This is a genomic window from Streptomyces sp. NBC_01450 (assembly GCF_036227505.1).
Classification (GTDB): Bacteria; Actinomycetota; Actinomycetes; order Streptomycetales; family Streptomycetaceae; genus Streptomyces.
Genome location: NZ_CP109480.1, coordinates 6,212,937 through 6,237,066 on the forward strand (window position 1 = coordinate 6,212,937; position 24,130 = coordinate 6,237,066).

At 70.6% G+C, this 24,130-nt stretch carries 23 protein-coding genes; 9 read left to right on the plus strand and 14 right to left on the minus strand.

What is annotated here, in order from left to right; all coding sequences use genetic code 11:
- Window positions 1-470: 470 nt before the first annotated feature.
- The 11 genes from pstB to OG568_RS27775 all read right to left on the minus strand — a co-directional run bounded on the left by pstB (window position 471) and on the right by OG568_RS27775 (window position 12,303).
- Complete coding sequence (gene pstB / locus OG568_RS27725; protein WP_101404245.1) at window positions 471-1,247, minus strand: phosphate ABC transporter ATP-binding protein PstB; 777 nt, start codon at window positions 1,245-1,247, stop codon at window positions 471-473.
- Between the two features lie 54 nt (window positions 1,248-1,301).
- Complete coding sequence (pstA, locus tag OG568_RS27730; RefSeq protein ID WP_329533507.1) at window positions 1,302-2,366, minus strand: phosphate ABC transporter permease PstA; 1,065 nt, start codon at window positions 2,364-2,366, stop codon at window positions 1,302-1,304.
- Window positions 2,363-3,373, minus strand: coding sequence for a phosphate ABC transporter permease subunit PstC (gene pstC, locus OG568_RS27735; RefSeq protein ID WP_329533508.1), 1,011 nt, complete (start codon window positions 3,371-3,373; stop codon window positions 2,363-2,365). The genes pstA and pstC overlap by 4 nt, the downstream gene beginning before the upstream one ends.
- Window positions 3,374-3,476: 103 nt before the next feature.
- Entirely contained in the window at window positions 3,477-4,613 is a 1,137-nt protein-coding gene (pstS, locus tag OG568_RS27740) for a phosphate ABC transporter substrate-binding protein PstS (RefSeq protein ID WP_266433089.1), read from the minus strand.
- A gap of 324 nt (window positions 4,614-4,937) precedes the next feature.
- Window positions 4,938-5,360 (minus strand): NUDIX hydrolase, encoded by a 423-nt coding sequence (locus OG568_RS27745; RefSeq protein WP_266433091.1) that lies wholly within the window; start codon window positions 5,358-5,360, stop codon window positions 4,938-4,940.
- A 10-nt stretch (window positions 5,361-5,370) separates the two neighbouring features.
- Complete coding sequence (locus OG568_RS27750; RefSeq protein WP_329533509.1) at window positions 5,371-6,525, minus strand: CHAD domain-containing protein; 1,155 nt, start codon at window positions 6,523-6,525, stop codon at window positions 5,371-5,373.
- Window positions 6,506-8,737, minus strand: a complete 2,232-nt coding sequence (locus tag OG568_RS27755; protein ID WP_266433095.1) for an RNA degradosome polyphosphate kinase — start codon at window positions 8,735-8,737, stop codon at window positions 6,506-6,508. The genes OG568_RS27750 and OG568_RS27755 overlap by 20 nt, the downstream gene beginning before the upstream one ends.
- A gap of 320 nt (window positions 8,738-9,057) precedes the next feature.
- Window positions 9,058-9,996, minus strand: coding sequence for a hypothetical protein (locus tag OG568_RS27760; protein WP_329533510.1), 939 nt, complete (start codon window positions 9,994-9,996; stop codon window positions 9,058-9,060).
- Window positions 9,993-11,018, minus strand: a complete 1,026-nt coding sequence (locus OG568_RS27765) for an ABC transporter permease (protein ID WP_329533511.1) — start codon at window positions 11,016-11,018, stop codon at window positions 9,993-9,995. The genes OG568_RS27760 and OG568_RS27765 overlap by 4 nt, the downstream gene beginning before the upstream one ends.
- Window positions 11,015-11,920 (minus strand): ABC transporter ATP-binding protein, encoded by a 906-nt coding sequence (locus OG568_RS27770; protein ID WP_329533512.1) that lies wholly within the window; start codon window positions 11,918-11,920, stop codon window positions 11,015-11,017. The genes OG568_RS27765 and OG568_RS27770 overlap by 4 nt, the downstream gene beginning before the upstream one ends.
- Window positions 11,917-12,303, minus strand: coding sequence for a GntR family transcriptional regulator (locus OG568_RS27775; protein ID WP_266434080.1), 387 nt, complete (start codon window positions 12,301-12,303; stop codon window positions 11,917-11,919). The genes OG568_RS27770 and OG568_RS27775 overlap by 4 nt, the downstream gene beginning before the upstream one ends.
- A 188-nt stretch (window positions 12,304-12,491) precedes the next feature.
- Here OG568_RS27775 and OG568_RS27780 point away from each other — a divergent pair, with 188 nt between their 5' ends.
- From OG568_RS27780 to OG568_RS27800, 5 genes are read left to right on the plus strand one after another with little or no spacing between them, the layout of a single operon-like run.
- Window positions 12,492-13,034, plus strand: a complete 543-nt coding sequence (locus tag OG568_RS27780; protein WP_266433103.1) for an RNA polymerase sigma factor — start codon at window positions 12,492-12,494, stop codon at window positions 13,032-13,034.
- Window positions 13,031-14,044, plus strand: coding sequence for a zf-HC2 domain-containing protein (locus tag OG568_RS27785; protein ID WP_329533513.1), 1,014 nt, complete (start codon window positions 13,031-13,033; stop codon window positions 14,042-14,044). The genes OG568_RS27780 and OG568_RS27785 overlap by 4 nt, the downstream gene beginning before the upstream one ends.
- Window positions 14,041-14,901, plus strand: coding sequence for an ABC transporter ATP-binding protein (locus OG568_RS27790; protein ID WP_266433107.1), 861 nt, complete (start codon window positions 14,041-14,043; stop codon window positions 14,899-14,901). The genes OG568_RS27785 and OG568_RS27790 overlap by 4 nt, the downstream gene beginning before the upstream one ends.
- Window positions 14,898-16,472: an ABC transporter permease gene (locus tag OG568_RS27795; RefSeq protein ID WP_329533514.1), complete on the plus strand. Its 1,575-nt coding sequence runs from the start codon at window positions 14,898-14,900 to the stop codon at window positions 16,470-16,472. Before OG568_RS27790 ends, OG568_RS27795 begins: the two co-directional genes overlap by 4 nt.
- Before the next feature lie 2 nt (window positions 16,473-16,474).
- On the plus strand, window positions 16,475-17,245 hold the full coding sequence (locus OG568_RS27800) for an ABC transporter (protein ID WP_329533515.1): 771 nt from the start codon (window positions 16,475-16,477) through the stop codon (window positions 17,243-17,245).
- Between the two features lie 27 nt (window positions 17,246-17,272).
- Here the strand turns inward: OG568_RS27800 and mshD are convergent, their stop codons facing one another.
- Window positions 17,273-18,199: a mycothiol synthase gene (gene mshD, locus OG568_RS27805; protein ID WP_329533516.1), complete on the minus strand. Its 927-nt coding sequence runs from the start codon at window positions 18,197-18,199 to the stop codon at window positions 17,273-17,275.
- Window positions 18,200-18,460: 261 nt separating this feature from the next.
- Here mshD and OG568_RS27810 point away from each other — a divergent pair, with 261 nt between their 5' ends.
- From OG568_RS27810 to OG568_RS27825, 4 genes are all read left to right on the plus strand, one after another.
- Window positions 18,461-20,260 (plus strand): bifunctional metallophosphatase/5'-nucleotidase, encoded by a 1,800-nt coding sequence (locus OG568_RS27810; RefSeq protein ID WP_329533517.1) that lies wholly within the window; start codon window positions 18,461-18,463, stop codon window positions 20,258-20,260.
- A 286-nt stretch (window positions 20,261-20,546) separates the two neighbouring features.
- A complete protein-coding gene (locus OG568_RS27815; RefSeq protein ID WP_266583541.1) occupies window positions 20,547-20,684 on the plus strand; it encodes a hypothetical protein in 138 nt (45 codons plus the stop codon).
- A gap of 71 nt (window positions 20,685-20,755) precedes the next feature.
- A complete protein-coding gene (locus OG568_RS27820) occupies window positions 20,756-20,899 on the plus strand; it encodes a hypothetical protein (protein ID WP_266433119.1) in 144 nt (47 codons plus the stop codon).
- A 92-nt stretch (window positions 20,900-20,991) separates the two neighbouring features.
- Window positions 20,992-22,746, plus strand: a complete 1,755-nt coding sequence (locus tag OG568_RS27825; protein WP_329533518.1) for an ABC transporter ATP-binding protein — start codon at window positions 20,992-20,994, stop codon at window positions 22,744-22,746.
- Window positions 22,747-22,800: 54 nt separating this feature from the next.
- On the opposite strand, the gene OG568_RS27830 is transcribed toward OG568_RS27825, so the two are convergent.
- Window positions 22,801-23,505 (minus strand): response regulator transcription factor, encoded by a 705-nt coding sequence (locus OG568_RS27830; RefSeq protein ID WP_329533519.1) that lies wholly within the window; start codon window positions 23,503-23,505, stop codon window positions 22,801-22,803.
- 236 nt (window positions 23,506-23,741) lie between these two features.
- Entirely contained in the window at window positions 23,742-24,047 is a 306-nt protein-coding gene (locus OG568_RS27835; RefSeq protein WP_329533520.1) for a hypothetical protein, read from the minus strand.
- Window positions 24,048-24,130: the final 83 nt, after the last annotated feature.

Here is a 24,130-nt window from a genome sequence, read left to right on the forward strand (position 1 = left end):
CCCCCGCCAGGGGCTCCGACCCCGGACCCCCGCATCGCCCGGAGGGCTCGTCCTCAAACGCCGGACGGGCTGAGTGATATGGGGCCGGGGCGAGGCTTTCAGGGGCGCGGGGAACTGCGCGACCAGCCCCCACCGACCGACAGCCGAAGGTCTCCGGGTGGGTCGGGGATGCGGGGCGAAGCCCTCGCCTCTGGGGGCGCGGGGAACTGCGTGCCAAGTCCCCAGCGGCCGGTCGCCGAAGAGCTTCGGGTGGGTGGGGGATGTGGGGCGAAGCCCCGCTTCTGGGGGCGCGGGGAAGTGCGCGAGCAACCCCCAGCGGCCCGCAGCCGGAAGACTCCCCGACCGGCCCTCCCTCGTCCTTGTAGCTCGTCGAAGACGAGCGGGCCCGCCCCCGGGAGCCAGGGGCGGGCCCTTCTCGTCCTCACGGTGGCACCGCCATGCAGCACCGCGAGGAGTATGGGGGGAACGGCTCAGCCGAAGCGCCCGGAGATGTAGTCCTCCGTGGCCTGCACCGACGGGTTGGAGAAGATGCGCTCCGTGTCGTCGATCTCGATGAGCCGGCCCGGCTGGCCCACCGCGGCCAGGTTGAAGAACGCGGTGCGGTCGGAGACGCGCGCGGCCTGCTGCATGTTGTGCGTCACGATGACGATCGTGAAGCGCTCCTTCAGCTCGCCGATCAGGTCCTCGATGGCGAGGGTCGAGATCGGGTCCAGGGCCGAGCAGGGCTCGTCCATGAGGAGGACCTGCGGCTCCACCGCGATCGCCCGCGCGATGCACAGACGCTGCTGCTGACCACCGGACAGACCCGAGCCGGGCTTGTTGAGGCGGTCCTTGACCTCGTTCCAGAGGTTCGCGCCCTTGAGGGACTTCTCGACGACGTCGTTCAGCTCGGACTTCTTGTACGAGCCGTTCAGACGCAGGCCCGCCGCCACGTTGTCGAAGATCGACATGGTGGGGAAGGGGTTGGGGCGCTGGAAGACCATGCCGATCGTGCGACGCACGGCGACAGGGTCGATGCCCTGGCCGTAGAGGTCCTCGTCGTCGAGGAGGACCTTGCCCTCGACCCGGCCGCCGGGGGTGACCTCGTGCATACGGTTGAGCGTGCGCAGGAACGTCGACTTGCCGCAGCCGGAGGGGCCGATGAACGCCGTCACCGAGCGCGGCTCGACCGTCATCGAGATGTCTTCGATCGCCTTGTGGGAGCCGTAGTAGGCGGTGAGACCGCTTACGTCGATTCGCTTGGCCATGTCAATCACTGCTTCTTTCGAGGGGGGATGCTGCTGGTCGCTGATATGGCCGCGTCAGCGACCTGTCTTCGGTGCCTTCCAGCGGGCGATGCCGCGGGCCACCAGGTTGAGGATCATCACGAAGGCGATCAGGGCGAGTGCCGCCGCCCAGGCGCGGTCGTACGCCGCGTTCGAACCGGCGCTGTTCGCGTACTGCTGGTAGATGTACAGCGGCAGCGAGGCCTGCGCTCCGGAGAACGGGTTGGTGTTGATGAAGTTCGTGCCCCACACCAGCAGCAGCACCGGGGCGGTCTCGCCCGTGATGCGTGCGACGGCGAGCATGACACCGGTCGTGATGCCGCCGATCGAGGTCGGCAGGACCACCTTGAGGATCGTGCGCCACTTGGGCACGCCGAGCGCCAGGGAGGCCTCGCGCAGCTCGTTCGGTACGAGCTTGAGCATCTCCTCGGTGGAGCGGACCACGACGGGCATCATCAGGATGGCCAGGGCCAGCGAACCGGCGAAGCCGAAGGGCTGCAGGTCCAGGATGAGCATCAGGCTCAGGATGAACAGACCGGCGACGATGGAGGGGATGCCCGTCATCACGTCGACGAAGAAGGTGATGGCGGTGGAGAGCTTGCCGCGCCCGTACTCCACCAGGTAGACCGCGGTGAGCACACCGATCGGCGCCGCGATCAGGGTGGCGAGGCCGACCTGCTCCAGCGTGCCGATGATGGCGTGGTAGATGCCGCCGCCGGGCTCGGAGTCCGCGACCACACCCATCGAGTGGGTCAGGAAGTAGATGTCGAAGACCTTCACACCGCGCTTGACGGTGGTCCAGATCAGGGACGCCAGCGGGATGACCGCGATGATGAAGCAGACCCAGACGAGGCTGGTCGCGACGCGGTCCTTGGCCTGGCGGCGACCCTCGACGCGGGCGGCGATGCCGTACGTACCGAGGACGAAGAGGATTCCGGCGATCAGGCCCCACTGGACCTTGTTGTCGAGACCGCCGGCCAGGCCGATGACCACGGCGACCACGACGGCGCCGGCGGCGATCGCCCACGGCGACCACTTCGGCAGGGTCGCGCCGCGCAGGGTGCTGGGGCGCTTGTCCGTGGCGGGTGCTGAGTGGCTCATGCGTTGGCCCCCGAGTACTCCGCGCGACGGGCGATGATGACCCGGGCCGCGCCGTTGACCAGCAGGGTGATGACGAAGAGGACGAGACCGGAGGCGATCAGTGCGTCGCGGCCGTCAGCGGTCGCCTCGCCGAACTTGCTGGCGATGTTCTGTGCGAAGGTGCCGCCGCCCGGGTCGAGCAGGCTGGCGTTGATGTCGAAGGTCGGCGAGAGGACCGTGGCGACGGCCATTGTCTCACCGAGTGCGCGGCCGAGACCCAGCATCGACGCGGAGATGACGCCGGAGCGGCCGAAGGGCAGCACCGACATGCGGATGACCTCCCAGCGCGTGGCGCCGAGGGCCAGCGCGGCCTCCTCGTGCATCTGCGGGACCTGGCGGAAGACCTCGCGGCTCACGTTGGTGATGATCGGCAGGATCATGATCGCGAGCAGGATGCTGACGGTGAGCATCGAGCGGGGCGCGCCGCCCTGCCACTCGAAGATGCCGGTCCAGCCGAAGTACTTGTCCAGCCAGCCGAAGAGGCCGGTCATGTGCGGCACCAGGACGAGGGCGCCCCACAGGCCGTAGACGATGGACGGCACGGCGGCGAGCAGGTCGATCACGTAGGCGACCGGACCGCTCAGCCTGCGCGGTGCGTAGTGCGTGATGAACAGCGCGATGGCGACCGCGACGGGGACCGCCAGGGCCATGGCGATGATCGAGGAGACCACCGTGCCGAAGGCCAGGACGGCGATGCCGAAGACCGGCGGGAGGGTGTTGGTGTTCCACTCGAAGGTGGTGAGGAAGTTGCCGTGGTCCCTGCTGATCGCGAGCGAGGCGCGATAGGTGAGGAAGACCGCGATGGCGGCCATGATCACCAGCAGGAAGATGCCCGACCCGCGGGAGAGACCGAGGAAGATCCGGTCACCGGGTCGGGTGGCGCCGCGGCTCGCGCTCTTCTGCACGGCCAGGGAAGGCTGAGGGGTGGGGGGAGGTGCTTCGTCTGTGTTCTGTGTCGATATGTCCATCGGGATCTCCGGTCTGCAGAGCCGTACTCGGTGTGCGGCTCCTGGCGGCGGTGCACCGGACGGTGCGGCCCGGCCCCGTTCGGGGCCGGGCCGCACACTCAGGTCAGCTCAGGCCCGCGATGGTGGTGCGGACCTTGGTGATGATGTCGGCCGGGATCGGCGCGTAGTCGATGGAGGAGAGGACCTTCTGGCCGTCCTCGCTCGCGATGTAGGTCAGGAACGCCTTCGTGGCGGCCAGGGTGTCCGACTTGTTGCCCTTGTCGCAGACGATCTCGTACGTGACCAGGGTGATCGGGTAGGCGCCCTCGGCCTTGGTGGCGCGGTTCAGCTCGAGCGAGAGGTCCTTGCCCGTGCCGACGACCTTGGCGTCCGCGATGGCCTTGGTGGCGTTGTCGACGGTGGCGTCGACCGGGGCGCTGGCGCCCGTGTCGATGCTGGCCGCCTTGATGCCGTCCTTGGCGAACGACAGCTCCATGTAACCGATGGCGCCGGAGGTCTGCTTCACCTGCTGGGCGACACCCGAGGACTGCGGAGCGGACTGGCCGCCCTTGGCCTGCCAGGCCTTGCCGCCGGAGTACTTCCAGTCGGCGGGGGCCGCGGCGATCAGGTACTTGGTGAAGTTGTCCGTGGTGCCGGACTCGTCCGAGCGGTGGAACGCCTGGATCTTGAGGTCGGGCAGCTTGACGCCCGGGTTCAGCTTCGCGATCGCCGCGTCGTTCCAGTTCTTGATCTTGTCGTTGAAGATCTTGGCGACGGTCGAGGCGTTCAGGACCAGCTTGTCGACGCCCGGGACGTTGAAGCCGACCGCGATCGGGCCGCCGACCATCGGGAGGTCGATGCCCTGGCCGCCACCGGTGCACATCTTCTTGGAGGCGGCGACCTCTTCGGGCTTCAGCGCGGAGTCCGAGCCGGCGAAGGCGACCTGGCCCTGGGTGAACGCCGTGACGCCGGCGCCGGAGCCGCCGCCCTTGTAGTTGATCTGCACGCCGGAGCAGGCGGCGCTGAACTCCTTGACCCAGGCGTCGATCGCGTTCTTCTGCGCGGACGAGCCGTCGGCCAGCAGCTGGCCCTTGGCGTCGTCGCACTTGATCGAGCTGGCGGAGCCCGTGGTCGAGCCGCCCGTCGCGCTGCTCTTGGTGCCGGTGTCGTCGGAGCCGCACGCCGTGAGGGCCAGGGCGCCGGAGACGGCGACAGCACCGAGCGAAAGGGCGCGAAGCCGGTTCTTGCGCTGAAGCTTCACTGTTGGGGTGTTCCTTCCAGGAGCCGCCGTCTGGGTGGCGGCGTGCGAAGTGTGTGTCATGCGGAGGCCACACACAGGAGGCGTTCCGCACCGGGTAAGGCCGAAATTAGGCAGATCAGGTGAAGGCGTCGACGGTCGTAAGTGAACGGGGGGTGAACCCCTGTGGGCGGTGCGGTGAGGTCACGGAACGCTTACGTCGAGGACACGGGCGGATCCCGATCGGGATAACGGTGTGTGACGAGTCATGTGCGTATCCGCACGAACGTAGTCCCCGCGCCGTGGCGGGTCACATCGGCCCGGCCGCCGCGCCGGACCGGACCGGCCCTAGGACAGATGCAGCACGCTCAGCAGGGCGTCCACCAGGTCGGCGTCCCTGGGCTGGGTCAGGCGGTCGCGGGCCGCGGCGGGGGAGAGCCACAGGACGCGGTCGACCTCGTCGTTCGGAGTGAAGCGGCCGTCCGTCGCCTCGGCCGCCCAGTAGCGGACCTCCTTGGGCCGGCCGGCGACGGGATAGTGAACGGTGGGCAGGGCGGCGCCCGGGACGGCGGTGTACCCCGTCTCCTCCTCGACCTCCCGCAGCGCCCCCGCGAGCGGCTCCTCGCCGCGCTTGAGCTTGCCCTTCGGATGTGACCAGTCGTCGTACTTCGGCCGGTGGACCAGACATATCTCCAGCTCACCGCCGAGTGGCGAGCGGCGCCACAGGACGCAGCCCGCCGCTCGTACGGCCTTGAAGGTGTCCTCGGTCATCGGGCCTCCCTCACGGGGTGCGCACGGCTTCCTTCTGCCAGTTCTGCTGGAACGCGAATCGCGCCGCCTCCACCTCGTGCCGCTGGTCGGCGTGGAGCACGCCGAGCGCGTACGCGGTGGCCGGGGCGATGCGCGGGGTGCGGGCCGCCGACGCGGCGGCCGCGGCCGCCTCCGCCGCGTCCCGGTGCCGGTTGAGGGCCTGGCCCGCGCGGAGCAGTCGTACGTCGATGGGGGCGTCCTCTCCGTACAGGACCTCGCACGCGTAGCGGTGCAGGCGCAGCAGCAGCCGGACCTGGTGCCAGGGGGCGTCCTGGGGTTGGGGTGCGGTGTCCGCGGAGAGGCCGTGCACGAGGGCCTCGGCGTTGTACGGGTGGCCCGCGGTGACCAGGGGCAGCGCGGCGACCGCGTCGGTCAGCCGGTCCGTCGCGGCGGCGGCCAGCGGGCGCAGGTCGGCCGTGGTGGCCGCCGGGGTGAGCGGCACCTCGCTGGCGAGCACGGCGACGCTGTCCGCGACGGCGTGGAAGCGGGAGGAGCCGAGCGCCTGGAGCGCGGCCGAGTGGGCCCGGGTGCGGGCCAGCGTCAGCTGGCGGTCGAGCAGCGCGCCCGCCTTCGCGGCGCCGACGGTCAGACTGCCTTTGGCCGGCGCCCCGGTGTTCCCCGCGGTCTGTGCCGGGAAGCCGGCCGCGCCCGAGAGCCGGTTCAGTGCGCCGAGCAGCCGTTCCAGGCGGGCAGCGTAGGCGTGCTCACGGGCCAGGGTGCCCGAGAGCCACGCCAGTTCGGGCCGCATGCCCTCCGACCAGTCCGTGTCGAGCATCGGTCGGAAGGTGTGCAGGGTGCCGCTGATGCGGCGGGCCGAGCGGCGCAGGGCGCGCGCCGCGTCGACGGATTCCCCCGGGCCGTAACCCCCCGAGCCGTGCTCCCCCGTTCGCGAAAGGTCTCGCGACACGTTTCTTGACACGTTTCCCGACACGTCTCGCGCGTCGGTTCGCGCCTCCGTTCTCGGCTTCGCCCGGGCGGCGGCACCCGCTTCGGGGCCGGTCTCCCGGTGCTGTCGCAGAGAGCGGAGGAACTCCGTGGCCTGGGCCCTCAGGTAGCCCGCGAGGGCGTCCCCCGACACGGGCCCGGCCGGGGAGTCGGTGGGGGGTTCAAGGTGTTGCTGTGCCACGCCGGCGCCTCCGGGCGTCTATGAGCATCTCCTGGACGTTGCGCAGGGGTTGGCCGTCCGCGTCGGTCGAGTGCCGGGTCCACTCGCCGTCCGGGCCCAGGTGCCAGGAGGCGGTGGTGTCGGACATCCCGGTCTCGAACAGCCGGTTGAGGGCTGCGCGGTGGGCCGGGTCGGTGATCCTGACCAGGGCCTCGATCCGCCGGTCCAGGTTGCGGTGCATCATGTCCGCGCTGCCGATCCAGACCTCCGGTTCTCCGCCGTTGCCGAAGCCGAAGACGCGGGAGTGTTCGAGGAAGCGGCCGAGCACGGACCGTACGCGTATGTTTTCGGACAGGCCCGTGACGCCCGGCCGGACCGCGCAGATGCCGCGCACCCACACGTCGACGGGCACTCCGGCCTGGGACGCGCGGTACAGCGAGTCGATGAGCGCCTCGTCCACCATCGAGTTGCACTTGATGCGGACGTAGGCCGGGCGTCCGGCCTTGTGGTGCTGGACTTCCTTGTTGATCCGCGCGATCAGGCCGTCGCGCAGGGACTTGGGAGCGACGAGCAGCCGGCGGTAGGTCTCGCGGCGTGAGTAGCCGGAGAGCCGGTTGAAGAGGTCGGACAGGTCCGCGCCGACCTGCGGGTCGGCGGTGAGCAGGCCGAGGTCCTCGTACAGCCGGGCGGTCTTCGGGTGGTAGTTGCCGGTGCCGACGTGGGAGTAGCGCCGGAGCGTCTCCCCCTCCTGCCGGACGACCAGCGACAGCTTGCAGTGGGTCTTCAGCCCGACCAGCCCGTACACCACATGGCAGCCCGACTCCTCCAGCTTGCGGGCCCACTTGATGTTGGCCTGTTCGTCGAAGCGCGCCTTGATCTCGACGAGGACGAGGACCTGCTTGCCGGACTCGGCGGCGTCTATCAGCGCGTCGACGATCGGCGAGTCGCCCGAGGTCCGGTACAGCGTCTGCTTGATGGCCAGCACGTCCGGGTCGGCCGCCGCCTGCTCCAGGAAGGCCTGTACGGAGGTGGAGAAGGAGTCGTACGGGTGGTGCAGCAGGACGTCGCGCTCGCGCAGGGCGGCGAAGATGTCGGGCGCGGACGCCGACTCGACCTCGGCCAGGTCGCGATGCGTTCCCGCGATGAACTTCGGGTACTTCAGTTCGGGCCGGTCGAGGGCGCCGATGCCGAAGAGGCCGGTGAGGTCCAGGGGACCCGGCAGCGGGTACACCTCCGCCTCGGAGATCTTCAGTTCCCGTACGAGGAGATCGAGGACGTACCGGTCGATCGACTCCTCGACCTCCAGACGCACCGGCGGCCCGAAGCGGCGCCGCATGAGCTCCTTCTCCAGGGCCTGGAGCAGGTTCTCGGCGTCGTCCTCCTCGACCTCCAGGTCCTCGTTCCTGGTCAGCCGGAAGGTGTGGTGCTCCAGCACCTCCATGCCCGGGAACAGCTCCTCCAGGTGCGCCGCGATCACGTCCTCGATGGGGACGTAGCGGTTCGGGGAGGCCTCCAGGAAGCGGGAGAGCAGCGGCGGGACCTTGACGCGCGCGAAGTGCCGGTGGCCGCTGACCGGGTTCCGTACGACGACCGCGAGGTTCAGGGACAGACCCGAGATGTACGGGAAGGGGTGCGCGGGGTCGACCGCCAGCGGGGTCAGCACCGGGAAGATCTGGTGCCGGAAGAGGGTGAAGAGGCGGGCCTGCTCCTTCTCCGTCAGTTCACTCCAGCGGACCAGGTGGATGCCCTCCTCCGCGAGCGCGGGGGCGACGTCCTCCTGGTAGCAGGCCGCGTGCCGGGCCATGAGCTCGCGCGAGCGGGCCCAGATCATCTCCAGGACCTCGCGGGGCTGCAGGCCGGAGGCGGACTTGGTGGCCACGCCGGTCGCGATGCGGCGCTTCAGTCCGGCCACCCGGACCATGAAGAACTCGTCCAGGTTGCTGGCGAAGATCGCCAGGAAGTTCGCCCTTTCGAGCAGGGGCGTGCTCGGGTCCTCGGCGAGCTCCAGCACCCGCTCGTTGAACGCCAGCCAGCTGCGCTCGCGGTCGAGGAACCGGCCCTGCGGCAACATGATGCCGTCCTGCACCAGGTCCTCGTAGGCGTCGAGGTCGGCGTCGATGTCGGGCTCGAGGTCGGAGACGTTCGCCGCCACGGTGTGCGGGCGGTGGGCGGCTATGGAGCCGACGGAGGGCTGCGGGTGCTGGACCGGTGCCTGGGCGCTGGGCTGGTTCATGGCCCCATTCTTCCGCGCCGGGAGCGAGACCGGCGCGTCGGAGAGCGCGAGCGGCAGCGGGGTGAGGCGGATGTTCCCGTTCCGCGACCCCGGCACCGCCTCGCTCCCCGTCGTCGGAGAGGTCTCGTGCTCCGGCGGAGGCGACGGCTCTGGCACGGCGGGCTTCATTGACTGAGCGTCGCAAGCCCGTCTGAATCGATGGTTACGGCGACATGACGTGCGGGATATCGGGGAGCGGCTCCCGGGCGACTACATGCCCGGGGGCCGTGTACGCCCCACCCCCCGTGGGGGGCGTACACGGCCGCCGGTGTGCGGGGGAGCTATGCGGTGCGGCGGCGCAGCAGCCGGAAGGCGGCGGCGGTGGCCGCGGCGGTCACGGCGAGGACGATGCCGGTCTCCATGAGGTGGAGGGGCCAGAAGTGGGAGTCGGGGTGGTAGACGGAGTAGTACCCGGTGATCCCGTGGTCGGCCAGGCACTGTTCGGCCCTCGTGCCCGTGCCGTTGCAGTGTCCGTACTCGGGGTTCGCCACGCGTTTTCCGTGGACGATCACCCCGTTGGTCAGCTGCCAGGCGGTGTCGGGCGGGTCGAACCGGGCGGTGCCGGTACGGGTGACCGAGGGCCACAGGTCCGTGCGGCACCTCTGCATGAGCTGGTTGAGCATCAGCATCACGGCGAAGGAGACGCCGAGGGCGGGCAGCGAGCGGCGCAGCACCAGTCCGGCGAGTGCGCCGACGGCCAGCGCGCACAGGCCGTACGCCACCGTCGCGGGGCCGCGGGCGACGAAGACGTTGGCGGAGGTCCAGCCGCTGCCCAGCCGGTCCGGGTTGATCCACCAGGCGTGGCGGAACACCGGCACCAGCACCGCACCGCCGACGGTGATCAGCAGCGCGGGCAGGGCGAGCTTGGTGACCAGCCAGCGTACGGGGGTCACCGACTGGGTCCAGGCGAGCTGGGCGGTGTCTGTCTCCAGCTCGCGGGCGACCAGGGCGGCGCCCGCCCAGGCCGCGACGGCGAGGAAGGAGTAGCACAGCAACGTGGCAGCCAGGCGGACGGCGCCGTCGTAGTCGAGCGTGGCCTTGATGGTGCAGGTGTCGTGGTGTGCGCAGTAGGCCAGCTCGGCGCGGGCGGCGTCCGCCTTGACCCCGGCCGTCCACAGCAGGAACCCGGTGACGGCGGCCACGAACGCGGCCCAGCCGAGCAGCGCCGCGCGGTGCAGGCGCAGGACGGTCCAGGGCAGGCCGTTGACGGCGGCGCTCACTGGCGGACCTCCTTCGAGGCGGTACCGGTCCGGTGGTTCAGCAGCCGGAAGGCGACAAAGGCCGCCAGTGCGGTGATGACGAGGGTGAGGCCGGTCGCCACGAGCTGGAGAGGCCAGTAGTGGGAGTAGGGGTGCCAGTCGCTGTAGAAGCTGACGGCGTCGAGCCTGTCGTAGAGGTGGCGGCAGGCCGTGTAGCGGCTGCTGCCGCAGTACGGGTCGGGCAGCTGGGCGCCGGTGGAGGTGAGGAGGCCGTGGTGGAGGGTGAGGCCCCCACCGACGGGGCCGTCGTTCTTGAGGCTGCTGACGGTCCGCACGGTCGGCCAGAGGTAGGGCAGCGCCACGCCGGCGGCGATCCGGACGGCACCGGTCGCCAGCGTCGCCACGACGAGCGCGCCCAACGAGCGGCGCAGCGTGAGGCCGGCGAGCGCGCCGACGGCCAGGCCGCACAGGGCGAAGGCGACGGTGGTCGGTCCGTTGGCGTGGAACGTGAAGGACTCGCTCCAGTTCTTGGCGCTGTGGATCCGGCCCTGGCTCCTGGCCCACACCTGGTGGTGCAGTGCGACCAGCACGCTTGTCCCGGCGGTGATCAGCGCGGCAGGGAGTGTCAGCTTGACCACCAGCCAGCGGGCCGGGGAGATGGACTGGGTCCAGGCGAGGTGCGCGGTGCCGTTCTCCATTTCGCGGCCCACGAGCGAGGCGCCCGACCAGGCGGCGACGAGGAGCGGCAGGAAGGTCACCGCGAAGGTGGCGTACTGGGAATACGACTTGTACCTGAGGAGCGCGTCCTGGTCGTAGGAGCAGTTGGCCGTCGTGCAGCGGTCGTACTGCCGCCAGGCCTCGGCCGCCGCGTCCATTCCCGGGCCGTACAGCCACAGCAGCAGCGCCCCGAGAGCGACGAACAGACCGGCCCAGATGTAGAGCGCCGGGCGGTGCAGCAGCAGCACCGCGCGTACCAGGCCGCGCGAGGTGGACGGGCGGCGCGGGGGCGCCGCCGTGCTGCCGGGGGCGGTGAGCGCGGTCATGCGGCGGACTCCTCGGCGGACGTGCGGGCGGGCGCGAGGATCAGCGCGGGGGCCTCGGGGTTGCGCAGATGCGCGAGGACCAGCTCCTCCAGGGAGGGCGTGGTGACGTGGGCGTCCAGTCCGCCGGAGAACGGGCCCTGCGGGCGGATCAGGGCGGTCAGCTGACGCCCCGTGGTGCGGGATTCGACCACGGTGTGCGGGGCGAGGTCGCGGACCGGCCCGGTGGTCAGGGTGTGCGCGTCCAGCAGGTCGTCCAGGTCGCCGGCCAGTCGTACCTGACCGCCGCCTATCAGCAACAGGTAGTCGCAGGAGCCTTCCAGCTCGGCGACGACGTGCGAGGACATCACGACCGTCGTGCCGTACTGGGCGGCCTCGGCCATCAGTGTGCCCATCAGCTCGTGGCGGGCGAGCGGGTCGAGGTCGGCCATCGGTTCGTCCAGGAGCAGGAGTTCGGGCCGCTTGCCGAGGGCGAGGGCGAGCGCCACGCGGGTGCGCTGGCCGCCGGAGAGCGTACGGACCTTGGCCTTCGGGTCCAGCCCGCCGTTCTCGTACGTGATCCGCTCGGCGACCGAGGCGTCCCAGCGGGCGGGGTTGAGCTCGTGCCCCAGGCGCAGTGTCTGGGCCACCGTGAGCTGCGGGTACAGCGGCTTGTCCTGGGCGATGTACGCGATGCGTTCGCGCGCGGCGGCCGGGTGACTGCCGAGCACGGTCAGGGAGCCCTCGGTGGGGGCGAGCAGTCCGGCGGCGTGGGCCAGCAGGGTCGACTTGCCCGCGCCGTTGGGTCCGACGAGGGCGCAGACGCGTCCTGCGGGGAGCCGGAAGGAGCACTCGCGCAGTGCCCAGCCCCCGCGCCGCCCGAACCGCTTGCCGAGCCCGGCCGCCTCCATGGCGGTGTCGCTCATTGATTGTCTCCCTTGCTGAACTTTTCCAGTACGGCGGTGAAGAGCGCCGCCACGTCGTCTTGGTCGAGCCCTGCCCCGCGGGCCCTGGCGGCCCAGTCGTCGAGCTCGGCGCGCAGGGGCGAGTCGGCGGGGGCGGCGCCCAGTGAGCGCTTCACGAAGGTGCCGAGGCCGCGTCTGGCCTCGACCAGGCCCTCGCGCTCCAGTTCGCGGTAGGCCTTCAGGACGGTGTTCGGATTGATCGCCGTGGCCTCGACGACCTCGCGGGCCGTGGGGAGCTTGTCGCCCGGTTCGAGCAGGCCCAGGCGCAGGGCCTGTTTGGTCTGCTGGACGATCTGGACGTAGGTGGCGACACCGCTGCGCCGGTCGATGCGGTACTCGACCACTCGGACAACCACCCTTTCACTAATTGAGTAGTGAAAGGGTGGTGCAAGGGGGTGCCCGGAGTCAAGCCCGAAGGGTGCGAGGGCAGGCCTGAGGGGTGCGAGGGCAGGCCTGAGGGGTGCGGCGGCACGCCAGAAAATTCGATGCCGGATGCGTGAACCGATCGGCGGGGCTCGTCCGATGAGGGGATGTGAGGGAAACGAGAAGCGACGGGGAGCTGCTGCGGGCCATCGCGGCGGACGCGGACCGCCGCGCCTTCGAGGAGCTGTACCGGCGGTATGCGCCGTGGCTGACCGCGCGGCTGCGCGGCCGGTGCGCCGATGCCGGGGTCGTCGACGACGTCGTGCAGGAGACCTTCCTCGCCATCTGGCGCGGCACCGCGAGTTACCGGGAGGAGGGGGACGCGGCGGGCTGGCTGTGGCGCATCGGCTCGCGACGCCTGATCGACACACTGCGCGGCGACGGCGCACGCGGCCGGTTGCGCCAGACACTGGCCCGCTTCCGCCACCGGCACGAGGCCTCCGCCGAGGAGCGCGTCCTGGCCGGGGTCGAACACGGCGACCTCGCGGGCGCGTTGATACGGCTCTCGCCCGAGCTGCGCGCGGTCCTCCAGGCCACGGTGATCGACGGACTCACGACCCGGGAAGCGGCCGTCCTGCTCGGCATTCCGCCCGGCACGGTCAAGACGCGGGCCCTGCGGGCGCGCAAGCAGTTGCGGGAGGAGCTGGCATGAGCGGCAACGACGGCGAGGGCATCGGCGGAGACCGCGAGGACAGGGGTGGAGGTGGAGAGAACGTGAGCGGGTTGGGCGAGGACACGGCCGACTTCGGCACGTCCGGCGCAGGCGCGACCGAGGCCGACGGCTTTTCGGACGGGCGGTGGCACGCGGATGCCGAGGATCTCCGGGCCTATGCGCGGGGCGGGCTGGCGGCACCCCGGCTCTGGTCCGTCGACACCCACCTCATGGCGTGCGCGCCCTGCCGGGAGGTGCTCGCCACCGTGAGCGATCCGGTCGTGCTGGACGCCGGATGGGAGCGGCTCGACGCCGAGCTGGACGCGCCCCGACCAAGGCTGTTCGAGTCGCTGCTGGTGCGGATCGGTGTCGCCGACCACACGGCACGGCTGCTGGCCGCCACGCCCGTGCTGCGTCGTTCCTGGCTGGGCGCGGTCGCCCTCGTCCTCCTCATGACGGTGGTGGCGACCGACGCCGGACGGGGCTCGGCCTCACCCACGTTCTTCCTGGCCCTCGCCCCGCTGCTCCCGCTCGCCGGGGTCGCGCTGTCGTACGGACCGGTGCTCGACCCGACGTACGAGATGGCCGTGGTGTCACCGCTGCACGGATTCCGGCTGCTGATGATCCGCACCGTGGCCGTGCTCACCACCGGCCTCGTCCTGAACGGACTCGCGAGCCTCGCACTCCCCGCGTACGGGCTGCGCGCGCTGGCCTGGCTGCTGCCCGCCCTCGCCCTCACCGGGACGGGGCTCGCCCTGACGGCCCGCTGGGGGCCGGTCCTTCCGCCCTGCCTGGTCGGCGGAGCGTGGGTCACGCTGCTGCTGGTGGCCCAGGCGAAGGCCCACGGCGGCACCCTCGCGCCGTTCACGGCACTCGGTCAGGGCGTCGCCGGCGCGGTCGCGGCACTGGCCGCCGGGCTGCTCTATCTCGTACGGGACCGGTTCGACTTCTCCCCCGCGCACGCCCCCTTCGCCGACTACACCGACTTCTCCGACAGGAGCGCCGCATGACCCCCACCGTCTCCGCCTCCGGGCTCACTCTTCGGTACGGCGGGACCGTCGCCCTCGACGACGTCTCCCTGCGCCTGAGCGAGGGCGTCACCGGACTGCTCGGGCCCAACGGCGCCGGCAAGACCACCCTGTTGCGGGTGCTCGCCACCGCCGTGCCCGCCGACCGGGGAGCCTTCACGGTGCTCGGGCACGACCCCGGCACGCCCACCGGGCGCCTGAACGTGCGGCGCGCGCTGGGCTATCTGCCGCAGACCCCGGCATTCCACCCAGACTTCTCGGCCTTCGAGTTCGTTGACTACGTGGCGATCCTGAAGGAGCTGACGGACCGCTCCGCCCGGCACCGGGAGGTGAGGCGCGTGCTGGAGACCGTCGACCTGTCCGACGTACGGGGCAAGCGCATCAAGAGGCTCTCCGGCGGTATGCGCCAGCGGGTCGGGCTGGCCGCAGCGCTGGTCGGCGACCCCGGCTTCCTCGTCCTGGACGAGCCGACCGTCGGCCTGGACCCCGAACAGCGCATGCGGTTCAGGGAAATGATCGCCGAGGCCGGTGAGGGGCGCACGGTCCTGCTCTCCACCCACCAGACCGAGGACGTCGCGATGCTCTGCCACCGCGTGATCGTCATGGTCCGCGGCGGCATCCGCTTCGAGGGCACCCCGGCCGAGCTGACCGCGCGGGCGGCGGGGCGGGTGTGGAGCAGTACGGCCCGCGACCCCGGCGCGAGAGCCGGCTGGCGTACGGGCACGGGTTCCTTCCGCAATGTCGGCGACCCGCCCAAGGGCGCCGAACTCCTCGAACCAACCCTGGAGGACGGCTACTTGCTCACTCTCGACGGCGAGCCGGCGGAGGTGGCGGCATGAGCGAGCTGGTGACCCGCACGGTCGTGGAGGAGGCGGCCCCCACGGGGGTGGAGCCGCCCACCCAGGACCCGCACCCGAACAGGGCGAGGGCCGTCATCGCCCTCGCCCGCTTCGAGGCCCGCGAACTGCTGATGCAGATCCCGGTGCTCATCTTTCTCCTCCTGTACATCGTCTACATCGTCCGGAGGATGTTCTTCGGCGGGGAGGGCATGGACGACTATCCGGTCCTCCAGGATGTCGACCGCTCCACCCAGACCGCCCCCCTGCTCCTCGCCCTCGTGCTGTTCATCAGCGTCAACCGCGCCGTGCTCCGCTCCCGCAGACACGGCACCGACCGACACTTCGACGTGCTGGTCATGGAGCCGTGGCGGCGCTCGCTGGCCCATGCCCTGTCGGCGGTGCCGTACGCGGTGTTCACCGCTCTGGTCGTGGGGTTGGAGTTCACCTGGGCGGCCCTGAAGCCCGGCGCGGTCGGCCACGGCTCGCTCGCCGAACTGCTCGTGGGCCCGCTGTCGATACTCCTCGCCGGAGTCCTCGGCGTCCTTCTCGCGCGGTCGATCCCCTTCGCGTTCGTCGTCCCGCCCTTCCTCCTCGGTGTGTACGTCCTCACCGCCCTCGTGTCCGCGAGCACACAAGGCACGCACTGGGTGCGATGGCTGGCGCCGGTGGTCACCGAGGAAGGCGCCCACCCGTTCCCCTCCGACCTGCTGGGCCGCCCGGCCGCCTGGCACGTGCTGTATCTGGTGGGGCTCATCGTGCTGCTGCTGTGCGTCGCGCTGCTCGTCAACGGCGGTCGTACGCTCAGGATCAAGGTGGTCACAGCTCTAGCCCTCGCTGCCATGGCCCTGGGCATCGCCGGGCAGGCCCCGGGTGACTCGGCCGCGCTGACCGAGGCACGCGTGAAGGCGTCGGCCACCCCGGAGAAGGTGCAGACCTGCGTCGCGCACGAAAGGTCGACGTACTGCGCCTACCCCGAGTGGGCCGGCCAGACCGCCGACTGGGCCGAGGTGGTCCAGCGTGTCCAGTCCCTCGCGGGCGGCCCGGCCGCGGCCGAGCGGCTGACCGTACGGCAGCGGGTCGACGCCAGCTACGGCCTGGAGGGCGACGCCGCGCTCGACCCGTCCAATGCGCCGGGGGTGGTGACCGTCACCACACGCTGGGGTGGCAACCGGATCCCGGAGTTCGCCGTGGGGGTGGCCTCTGTTCTGGTGACGGGGGACGAGACGTCCAGCAGCGAAGTGTGTGACGCCCGCGCGGTGATCATCATGTGGCTGGCGCTGGCCTCGGAGTCCCACCCGCTGACCGTGCTGCGCCATGTCCGTATCGACGACTCCATCAGCGGCGGAGGGGTCGCCCTCGCGCCCACGAACCCGGTCTCCATGACCGCCGCACAGACAGAGGTGATCAAGGAGTTGCTGCAGAAGCCCCGCTACAGCGTCATCCCCAGGGTGAAGGCCCACTGGGCGGAGCTCACGTCTCCCAAGACGACGACGGCCCAGGTGGCTCAGCTGCTGGGAGTGCGGGCGCCGACCGGCCCGGGCGCGCTGAACGTCAAGACATGCGAGGAGTGACCGTGCTCGACAACGCAGGTACGGCCGGCGGTGCGGAGAGCGCCGGGAGCGTGGGAACCGCGGAAAGCGGGGTGACTGTGGGAAGCGGGAGGACGGCGGGTGGCATCCCGTCCCGAGGGCGCCCCTACGACGTGGTCCGTGCCCTTCTCCGTCCCCTCTTCCGTACGCTCCCCCGGCGCACCCTGGTGGCCGGTGCCGTAGTGGGGCTGCTGTTCACCGGGATCCCGCGGTTGTTCGCCCTCCCGATCGACGTGTGGGCCGGCCTCAACCTCCTGCGGGCCGCCGCGCTCACCTTCGCTCTGGGCCTGGCCTTCCTGCTGGACGATCCGGCCCGCCACATCACCACGGCGGTGCCGACCCGGCGTCCGGTGCGGGTCGGCCTGCGGGTGGCGCTCGTCGCCCCGTCGGCCGTGCTCTGGTGGACGGCCGCGCTGTTCCTCATACCGGAGCAGGCCCGGCCGCCGGTGGGCGCCATGACCTTGGAGGCCACCGCCACGGCGGTGCTCGCGCTGGCGGTCGCGGCGGTCATGGTGCGGTTCAGCGACCGGGCCGAGCCGGGGGGCGTGGTGTGCGTCGGACTACTGGCCACGGCGGTGGTGGCGCCCCTGCTGCTCCCCGACCGGTGGACGCTCTTCCCCGTGCCGTCCGCCCCGCGCTGGGACGGCGCCCACGAGACATGGGCGGTGGTCCTGGTCGCCGCGGCGCTGGCCGGGGCGTGGTCCTGCGTGGAACCCCTACGGAGGTGGCGGCCCGCAGCCTTCGCTCACCGGTGACACGAAGACGCGGGCGCGGACCGACGGTCAGGACTCGCTTCGGTACATCAGGTCCGTCTCGTGCGTGCGGAAGCCGAGCCGCTCGTACACGGTCAGGGCCGCCTTGTTGTCGGCATCGACGTAGAGCATGGCGGTCGGAAGGCCCTGCCGGGCGAGGTGACGGAGCCCGATCGTGGTGAGGGCCTTGCCGAGGCCACCGCCCTGGGCGCCGGGGCGGACGCCGAGGACGTACACCTCACCGAGGCCCTCCTCGGCGTGGACCTTCGTCCAGTGGAAGCCGATGAGTTCGTCGCCGCGGAAGGCGAGGAAGAACCCGGCCGGGTCGAACCACGCCTCGGCCTTGCGGTCGTCCAGGTCACGCTGGGTGAGGGAGCCCTGCTCGGGGTGGTGGGCGAAGGCCTCGGCGTTCAGGGCGAGCCAGGCCGCGTCGTCCCGGTCCGGCACGAAGGTGCGGACGCTCACGCCGTCCGCGAGCTTCGGCTCGGGCAGGTCGAGGTCGGTCAACGACCGCCGCAGCTGACGCAGTTCGCGGAAGAGGGTGAGGCCCAGGACCTGGGAGAGATGACGGGCGGCGGAGTGGCCGCCGTGTGCCCACACGCGCAGCCGCTTGCCGGACTCGGCGAGCAGGGCCGAGCCCAGGGCCCGACCGTGGCCGTGGCCGCGGTACGCCGGGTGCACGACCAGCTCGGCGGCCGGGGCCTCCACCGGGTCGGTGTCCTCCAACTGCGCGTACCCGACCAGCTCGTCGCCGAGGGTCAGCAGCAGATGGCGCACGCCCTCGCGGGCGCCGCCCTTCAGCTGGAGCCGGCCCTGCTCGGAGACCGCCTGCTGCCCGTCGGCCCGGGCGGCCTCCGCGAGCAGCCGGAGCACGTCCTCGGCCTGGGCCGGGGAGAGCGCGGTGTGTGTCTCGATGGAGCGGGTGAGGGCGTGGGGCGCGGTGTCGTCGCTGGTCATGGATACGAGGGTACGGCGCGGTGTTTTGCGGACAAGGAGTTGCGCCGAGTCGATGTAGGGCGTGGCGGGGTGCGGAGGAGTTTTTGTCAGATGGTGGTGAGGCGATGGCAACCAGTCTGTAACCCCGAACCCCCTGTTGCGCTACGCGCGTTGATTCTAAAGTGCGCGTAAAACCACAGCCGTCCCACAGTTCTCGCAGCTCATGCAGCACCCACGGCTCGGACAGTTCCGACGGCTCCGACAGCTCCCAGGGGGGAACCCATGCCGCCGACGCCCCGGCACAGACGTACCCATCGCATCCTCGCCGCCGCCGCTGGACTGGCCACCGTCGGTGCCCTGGCGGCCGCGATGCCCGCGAGCGCAGGGCAGGACAGGTCGACCCCGCACCACCACCCCGGCAGCGGCCGCTACCAGGACGTACAGCTGCTGTCATTCAACGACCTGCACGGCAACCTGGAGCCGCCGACCGGGTCGTCCGGCCGGGTCTCGCAGCTCCAGGCGGACGGCACGACGAAGTCGATCGACGCGGGCGGTGTCGAGTACCTCGCCACGCATCTGCGCGAGGCCCGCAAGGGCAACAAGTACTCGATCACGGCCGCCGCCGGAGACATGGTCGGCGCCTCCCCGCTGATCTCCGGGCTCTTCCACGACGAGCCCACGATCGACGCGCTGAACAAGCTCGACCTGGATGTGACGAGCGTCGGCAACCACGAGTTCGACGAGGGCGCCAAGGAGCTGGCCCGCCTGCAGAACGGCGGCTGCCACCCCACGGACGGCTGCTACGACAAGAAGGCGAAGTTCCGGGGCGCCGACTTCCCGTACCTCGCGGCGAACGTCACCGACGAGAAGACCGGCAAGCCGATCCTCAAGCCCTACTGGGTGTGGAAGAAGAACGGCGTCAAGGTCGGCTTCATCGGAGTGACATTGGAAGGCACGCCGAACATCGTGTCGGCCGACGGCGTCAAAGGACTGAAGTTCGGCGACGAGGTCGAGACGATCAACAAGTACGCCAAGGTGCTCCAGCGCCAGGGCGTGAAGTCGATCGTCGCGCTGATCCACGAGGGCGGCGCGCCCGCGTCGACGGCGTACAACTACGACTGCGACAGCCCCGGCGCCGGTGACGGCATCTCCGGGCCGATCGTCGACATCGCCAAGAACGTCACGCCGGCCGTGGACGCCCTGGTCACCGGGCACACCCACCAGGCGTACGCGTGCACCATCCCGGACCCGGCGGGCAACCCGCGCATGGTGACGTCGGCCTCGTCCTTCGGCCGCCTCTACACGGACACGACGCTGACGTACGACCGCTGGACCGGCGACATCGCGCGTACGGCGGTGAAGTCCGCGAACCACGTGGTCACCCGTGACGTGGCGAAGGCCGCCGACATGACGTCCCTGATCAGCAAGTGGAAGACGCTCTCCGCCCCGATCGCCTCGCGCCCCATCGGCTACATCGCGGGCGAGATCGGCAACGCCGGTAACGAGTCCCCGCTCGGCGACATGATCGCCGACGCGCAGCTCGCGTACGCCAAGTCCGTCGACCCGGAGGCCGACCTCGCGGTGATGAACCCGGGCGGCATCCGCGCCGGGCTCACCTACGCCGCGAGCGGCGGTGAGGGCGACGGGGTGGTGACGTACGGGGAGGCGTACACGGTCCAGCCGTTCGCCAACACCGTCAACCTGGTGAACCTCACCGGCGCCCAGGTGATCACGGCACTCCAGCAGCAGGTCAGCGGGGCGAACGGGGCCGCGCCGAAGATCCTGCAGATCTCCAAGGGCCTGACCTACACCCTGGACCTGACGAAGACGGGCGCAGACCGGGTGGTCACCGGTACGGTCAAGCTCAATGGCACGGCGATCGACCCGACCGCCACCTACCGCGTCGCGATGAACTCCTTCCTCGCGGGCGGCGGTGACGGCTTCACCGAACTCGGCAAGGGCGGAGACGTCCTGGTCGGCGGCGACGACCTGGCGGCCTTCGAGTCCTACCTGACGGCCAACTCCTCGGCCACGGCGCCGTACCCGGTGCCGACGGCGGACCGGATCACGGTCGTGCAGTAGTTCTTCACGGACGGTAGTTCCTCAGTTCCTCAGTTCCTTGGTTCCTTACGGAACGGGTGGGGCCGGTACGCGGATGCGTACCGGCCCCACTTTTTTTCGACCTAAATTCTGTGTGAGTAGTGGATTGGTTCCAGGGTCCATCTGAAAATTTGTTTCAGGCGCAATTCATTGAGGTCTTATCCGAATTGGCGATTTCAGGGTCCGGGGTCCCGTAGTGTTTTCCATGTCGAAAGCGAACAGCGCGAACGGCAAAGGGAATTCACCCGCAGGGAACAAGGAGACACCCATGAGCTTCCACAAGATCGCCCCGGTCAAGAAGCACCACAAGCCCGCTCCGGCCCCGAAGCAGCCCGCGAAGCGCCGGCCCGCCGAGCCGGCGCCGGTGGCGAAGAAGCCCGGTCGCCGCCCTGTCGGCAACAAGTAAGCAAGATCCACCCAAAATCGCCAGATCAACCCGCACTCAGCGGACCAATCCCAGCAACGAGAGGGACACTCATGAGCTTCCACAAGATCGCCCCCGTCAAGAAGCACCACAAGGCCGCCCCGGTCGCGAAGCGCGTCGCCCAGCCCGCGCCGAAGCCCGCCGCGAAGAAGGTCGCCGCCCCGAAGAGGCGCCCGGTCGGCCGACAGGGCCAGTAGCAGCCCGCACGAGGCGGGGTCCCCGGGAATTAGAGGTTTCCGGTGGCCCCGCCTCGGCCATGTTCCGGACCGGAAAGGGAAGTTGATTTGATATGCGGGAAGTATGGGAGGCATTCGCACGCTTCTGGCCGCTGACGCGCGGCGACCGCAAATGGCTGCTTCTGATCATCGGCTGCGTGGTCGTGGCCGCGCTCGCCGAGACAGCCTCGATCCTGCTCTTCGCACAGCTCACGGACCACGCCCTGGAGGCCGGTTCGCTCTCCGCGTTCTGGGGGCCGGCCGGAGCCTGGCTGGGCGTCGCCGTGATCGGCGCGATCGTCGGCTACCTCGGCAACTCCCTCGCCGTGTGGACCGCGGAGAGATTCGTCCTGCGCCTGCGCGCGAGTGTCTTCCGGCACGTCCAGGACCTGCCGCCCGACTTCTTCCAGAAGCACCGCCAGGGCGACCTGGTCGAACGGCTCACCGGTGATGTCGAGGCCATCGAGCAGATGGTCGTGTCGGGTGTGGTCGGCACGGTCTCCGCCGCCTTCTCCGCCGTGTTCTACGCCGTGGCCGCGCTCTGGCTGCGCTGGGATCTCGCCCTCGTCACCTTCCTCCTCGCCCCTCTCTTCCTCGTCTCCGCCCGCCGGTTCGCCGGCCGCATCAAGACCGCCTCCCAGGAGGAGCGGGCCGCCGACGGCGCGATCACCTCGGTCGTCGAGGAGTCCCTCGGCAACGTGGTGCTGACCCAGGCCTACAACCGGCGCCGCGCCGAGGAGAAGCGCCTCGACCGCGAGGCGCGCGCCTGGATGCGGGCGTCGGTACGCGGGGCACGGGCGAGCGAGATGTACGAGCAGTTCGTCGAGGTCGTCGAGACGCTCTGCGTGCTCGCGGTGATCGGCCTCGGCGCCTGGGAGATCTCGCAGGAGCGCATGTCGCTGGGCCAGTTGCTCGCCTTCGCCGCGTTCCTCGGGTACCTGTACCCGCCGATCCGCAACCTGGGCCAGCTCGGCCTCACCCTCACCGCCGCGACCGCCGGTGCGGAACGCATCCAGGAGATCCTGGACACCGAACCCGCCGTCACCGACCCCGCCGAGCCCGTCCGGGACTGGCCCGTGCGCGGCTGGGTCAGCTTCCACGGCGCGTCGTTCCGCTACCCCGGCGCCGAGCGCGAGTCCCTGCACGACGTGTCCTTCACCGCGGGACCCGGCGAACTCGTCATCGTCACCGGCCCGAGCGGCGCCGGAAAGTCGACGCTCTCCAAACTCCTCACCCGCTTCTACGACCCCACGGCCGGCGTGGTCTGCCTGGACGGCGTCCCGCTGCCGGACGTGTCCCTGGAGTTCCTGCGCGAGAACGTGGCGCTGCTGCCCCAGGAGACACTGATCCTGCACGGCACGATCCGCGAGAACATCGAGTGCGGCAGGCCGGGAGCGTCCCAGGCGGACATCGAGCGGGCGGCGACGGACGCGGTCGCGCACGACTTCATCAGCGCACTGCCCGACGGGTACGACACCGAGATCGCGCCCGGCACGGCCACCCTGTCCGGCGGCCAGCTCCAGCGGATCGCGATCGCCCGCGCGATGCTGCGCGCCGCGCCCGTCCTGGTTCTCGACGAGCCGACCGCCGGGCTCGACTCGATCGCCGCGCGCCGGGTGGTGCAGCCGCTGCGGCGCTTGATGGCGGGCCGTACGACGATCATGATCACGCACGATCTGAGCCTCGCCCCCGACGCCGACCGGATCCTGGTGGTGGACGGCGGCCGGCTGGTGGAGGCGGGCACGCACGACGAGCTGATGGCGTGGGGCGGGGCGTACGCCCGACTCGCGACGCCGGAACTCGACCACCTGGCGGCGCGGAGCCTGTAGCCCGACCGGTGGCCCCCGACGGCTCGGCGTCTACTTGGAGGGGCTACTTAGCGTCTACTTGGCGGCGCGGAGCGTGTAGCCGAGCCCTCGCACGGTGTGGATGAGCCGCGGTTCGCCGCGGCTCTCCAGTTTCCGGCGCAGGTACATCACGTACACGTCCAGCGTGTTCGATGTCGGCTCGAAGTCGTAGCCCCAGACCTCCTTGAGGATCTGGGCACGGCTGAGGACCCTGGCCGGATGCCGGAGCAGAAACTCCAGCAGGGCGTACTCGGTCCTGGTCAGGTCGAGGGCCCGGTCCGCGCGGGTGACGATGCGGGTGGGCCGGTCCATGGCGAGGTCCCCGAAGGCGAGCCGGTCGTCGAGACGGGGAGCGCACTGTTTCGGCTGTGGGCTGCGGCGCAGCAGGGCCCTGACCCGGGCGAGGAGTTCCTCGGCGGCGAAGGGCTTCATGAGGTAGTCGTCGGCGCCGTTGTCGAGGGCGACGATACGGTCGCCGACCGCGCCCCGGCCGGTGATCATGAGGATGGGGACGGTGGACCCGGAGGCTCTGATCCGGCGCGTCGCCGCGAGCCCGTCGAGGCCGGGCATGGTGACGTCCATCAGCACCAGGTCGGGCCGCTCGTCCACCCCGGCCACCAGTTCGAGGGCCTCGCGGCCGTCCCCGGCGAGGACGGTCTCGTACCCCTCGAACCTGAGCAGCCGGTCGAGCCCCTCACGTACGGCCTCGTCGTCATCGGCCAGCAGGATCTTCCGCGCCATCTCCCCAACGTGTAACGGGGCGCTGTGGGAGGGCTTGGAGTGGGGTGTGGGGAGGCTGGGCGGTGTCCGCGCCCAGCCTCCCCGGCCGGGAAGACCCGGCCATCCCCTGGAGGCCCCCCGGCCTCCAGGGGAGTTCGAATGCTGTGGAGGGGGTCCGTCACAAGGCAGTCGCCACCGGGGCAGGAAAGGTTGCCGTGTTGGCGGGGTGAGGTGGGCACGGTGTGTTGTTGTTACGGTCACCGTTGGTCTCCGAGGACGCGTTCGCCTCGACTGACCGCGACACGCAGCACATCGGCGAGTGACTCCGTCGCCCTGGTGAGCGCGAAACGCACCGCGCGCTCGCCGGCTTTGGGGTCGGCGAGTACGGCCTTGGCTCCGGCCAGTACCTGTTCGCCGGAGTCCAGCTGGGTCGCTTCGATGTCGTCGGCGAGCAGGGAGAGACGACTGCCGTCGCTGTCGGTGCTCAGGTAGCAGGGCTTGCCGTCGGGTGTTGTCCACGGCAGTAGTCGCAGTCGCTCGGACGTTCCGGCGGAGCTGTTCACGCGGGCACCTCCACTCCGTGAATGCGGCGAGGTCCGACGTCGATTCCGTGCACGGCCAACCAGAGGGCACGTCGGCGCTGCCG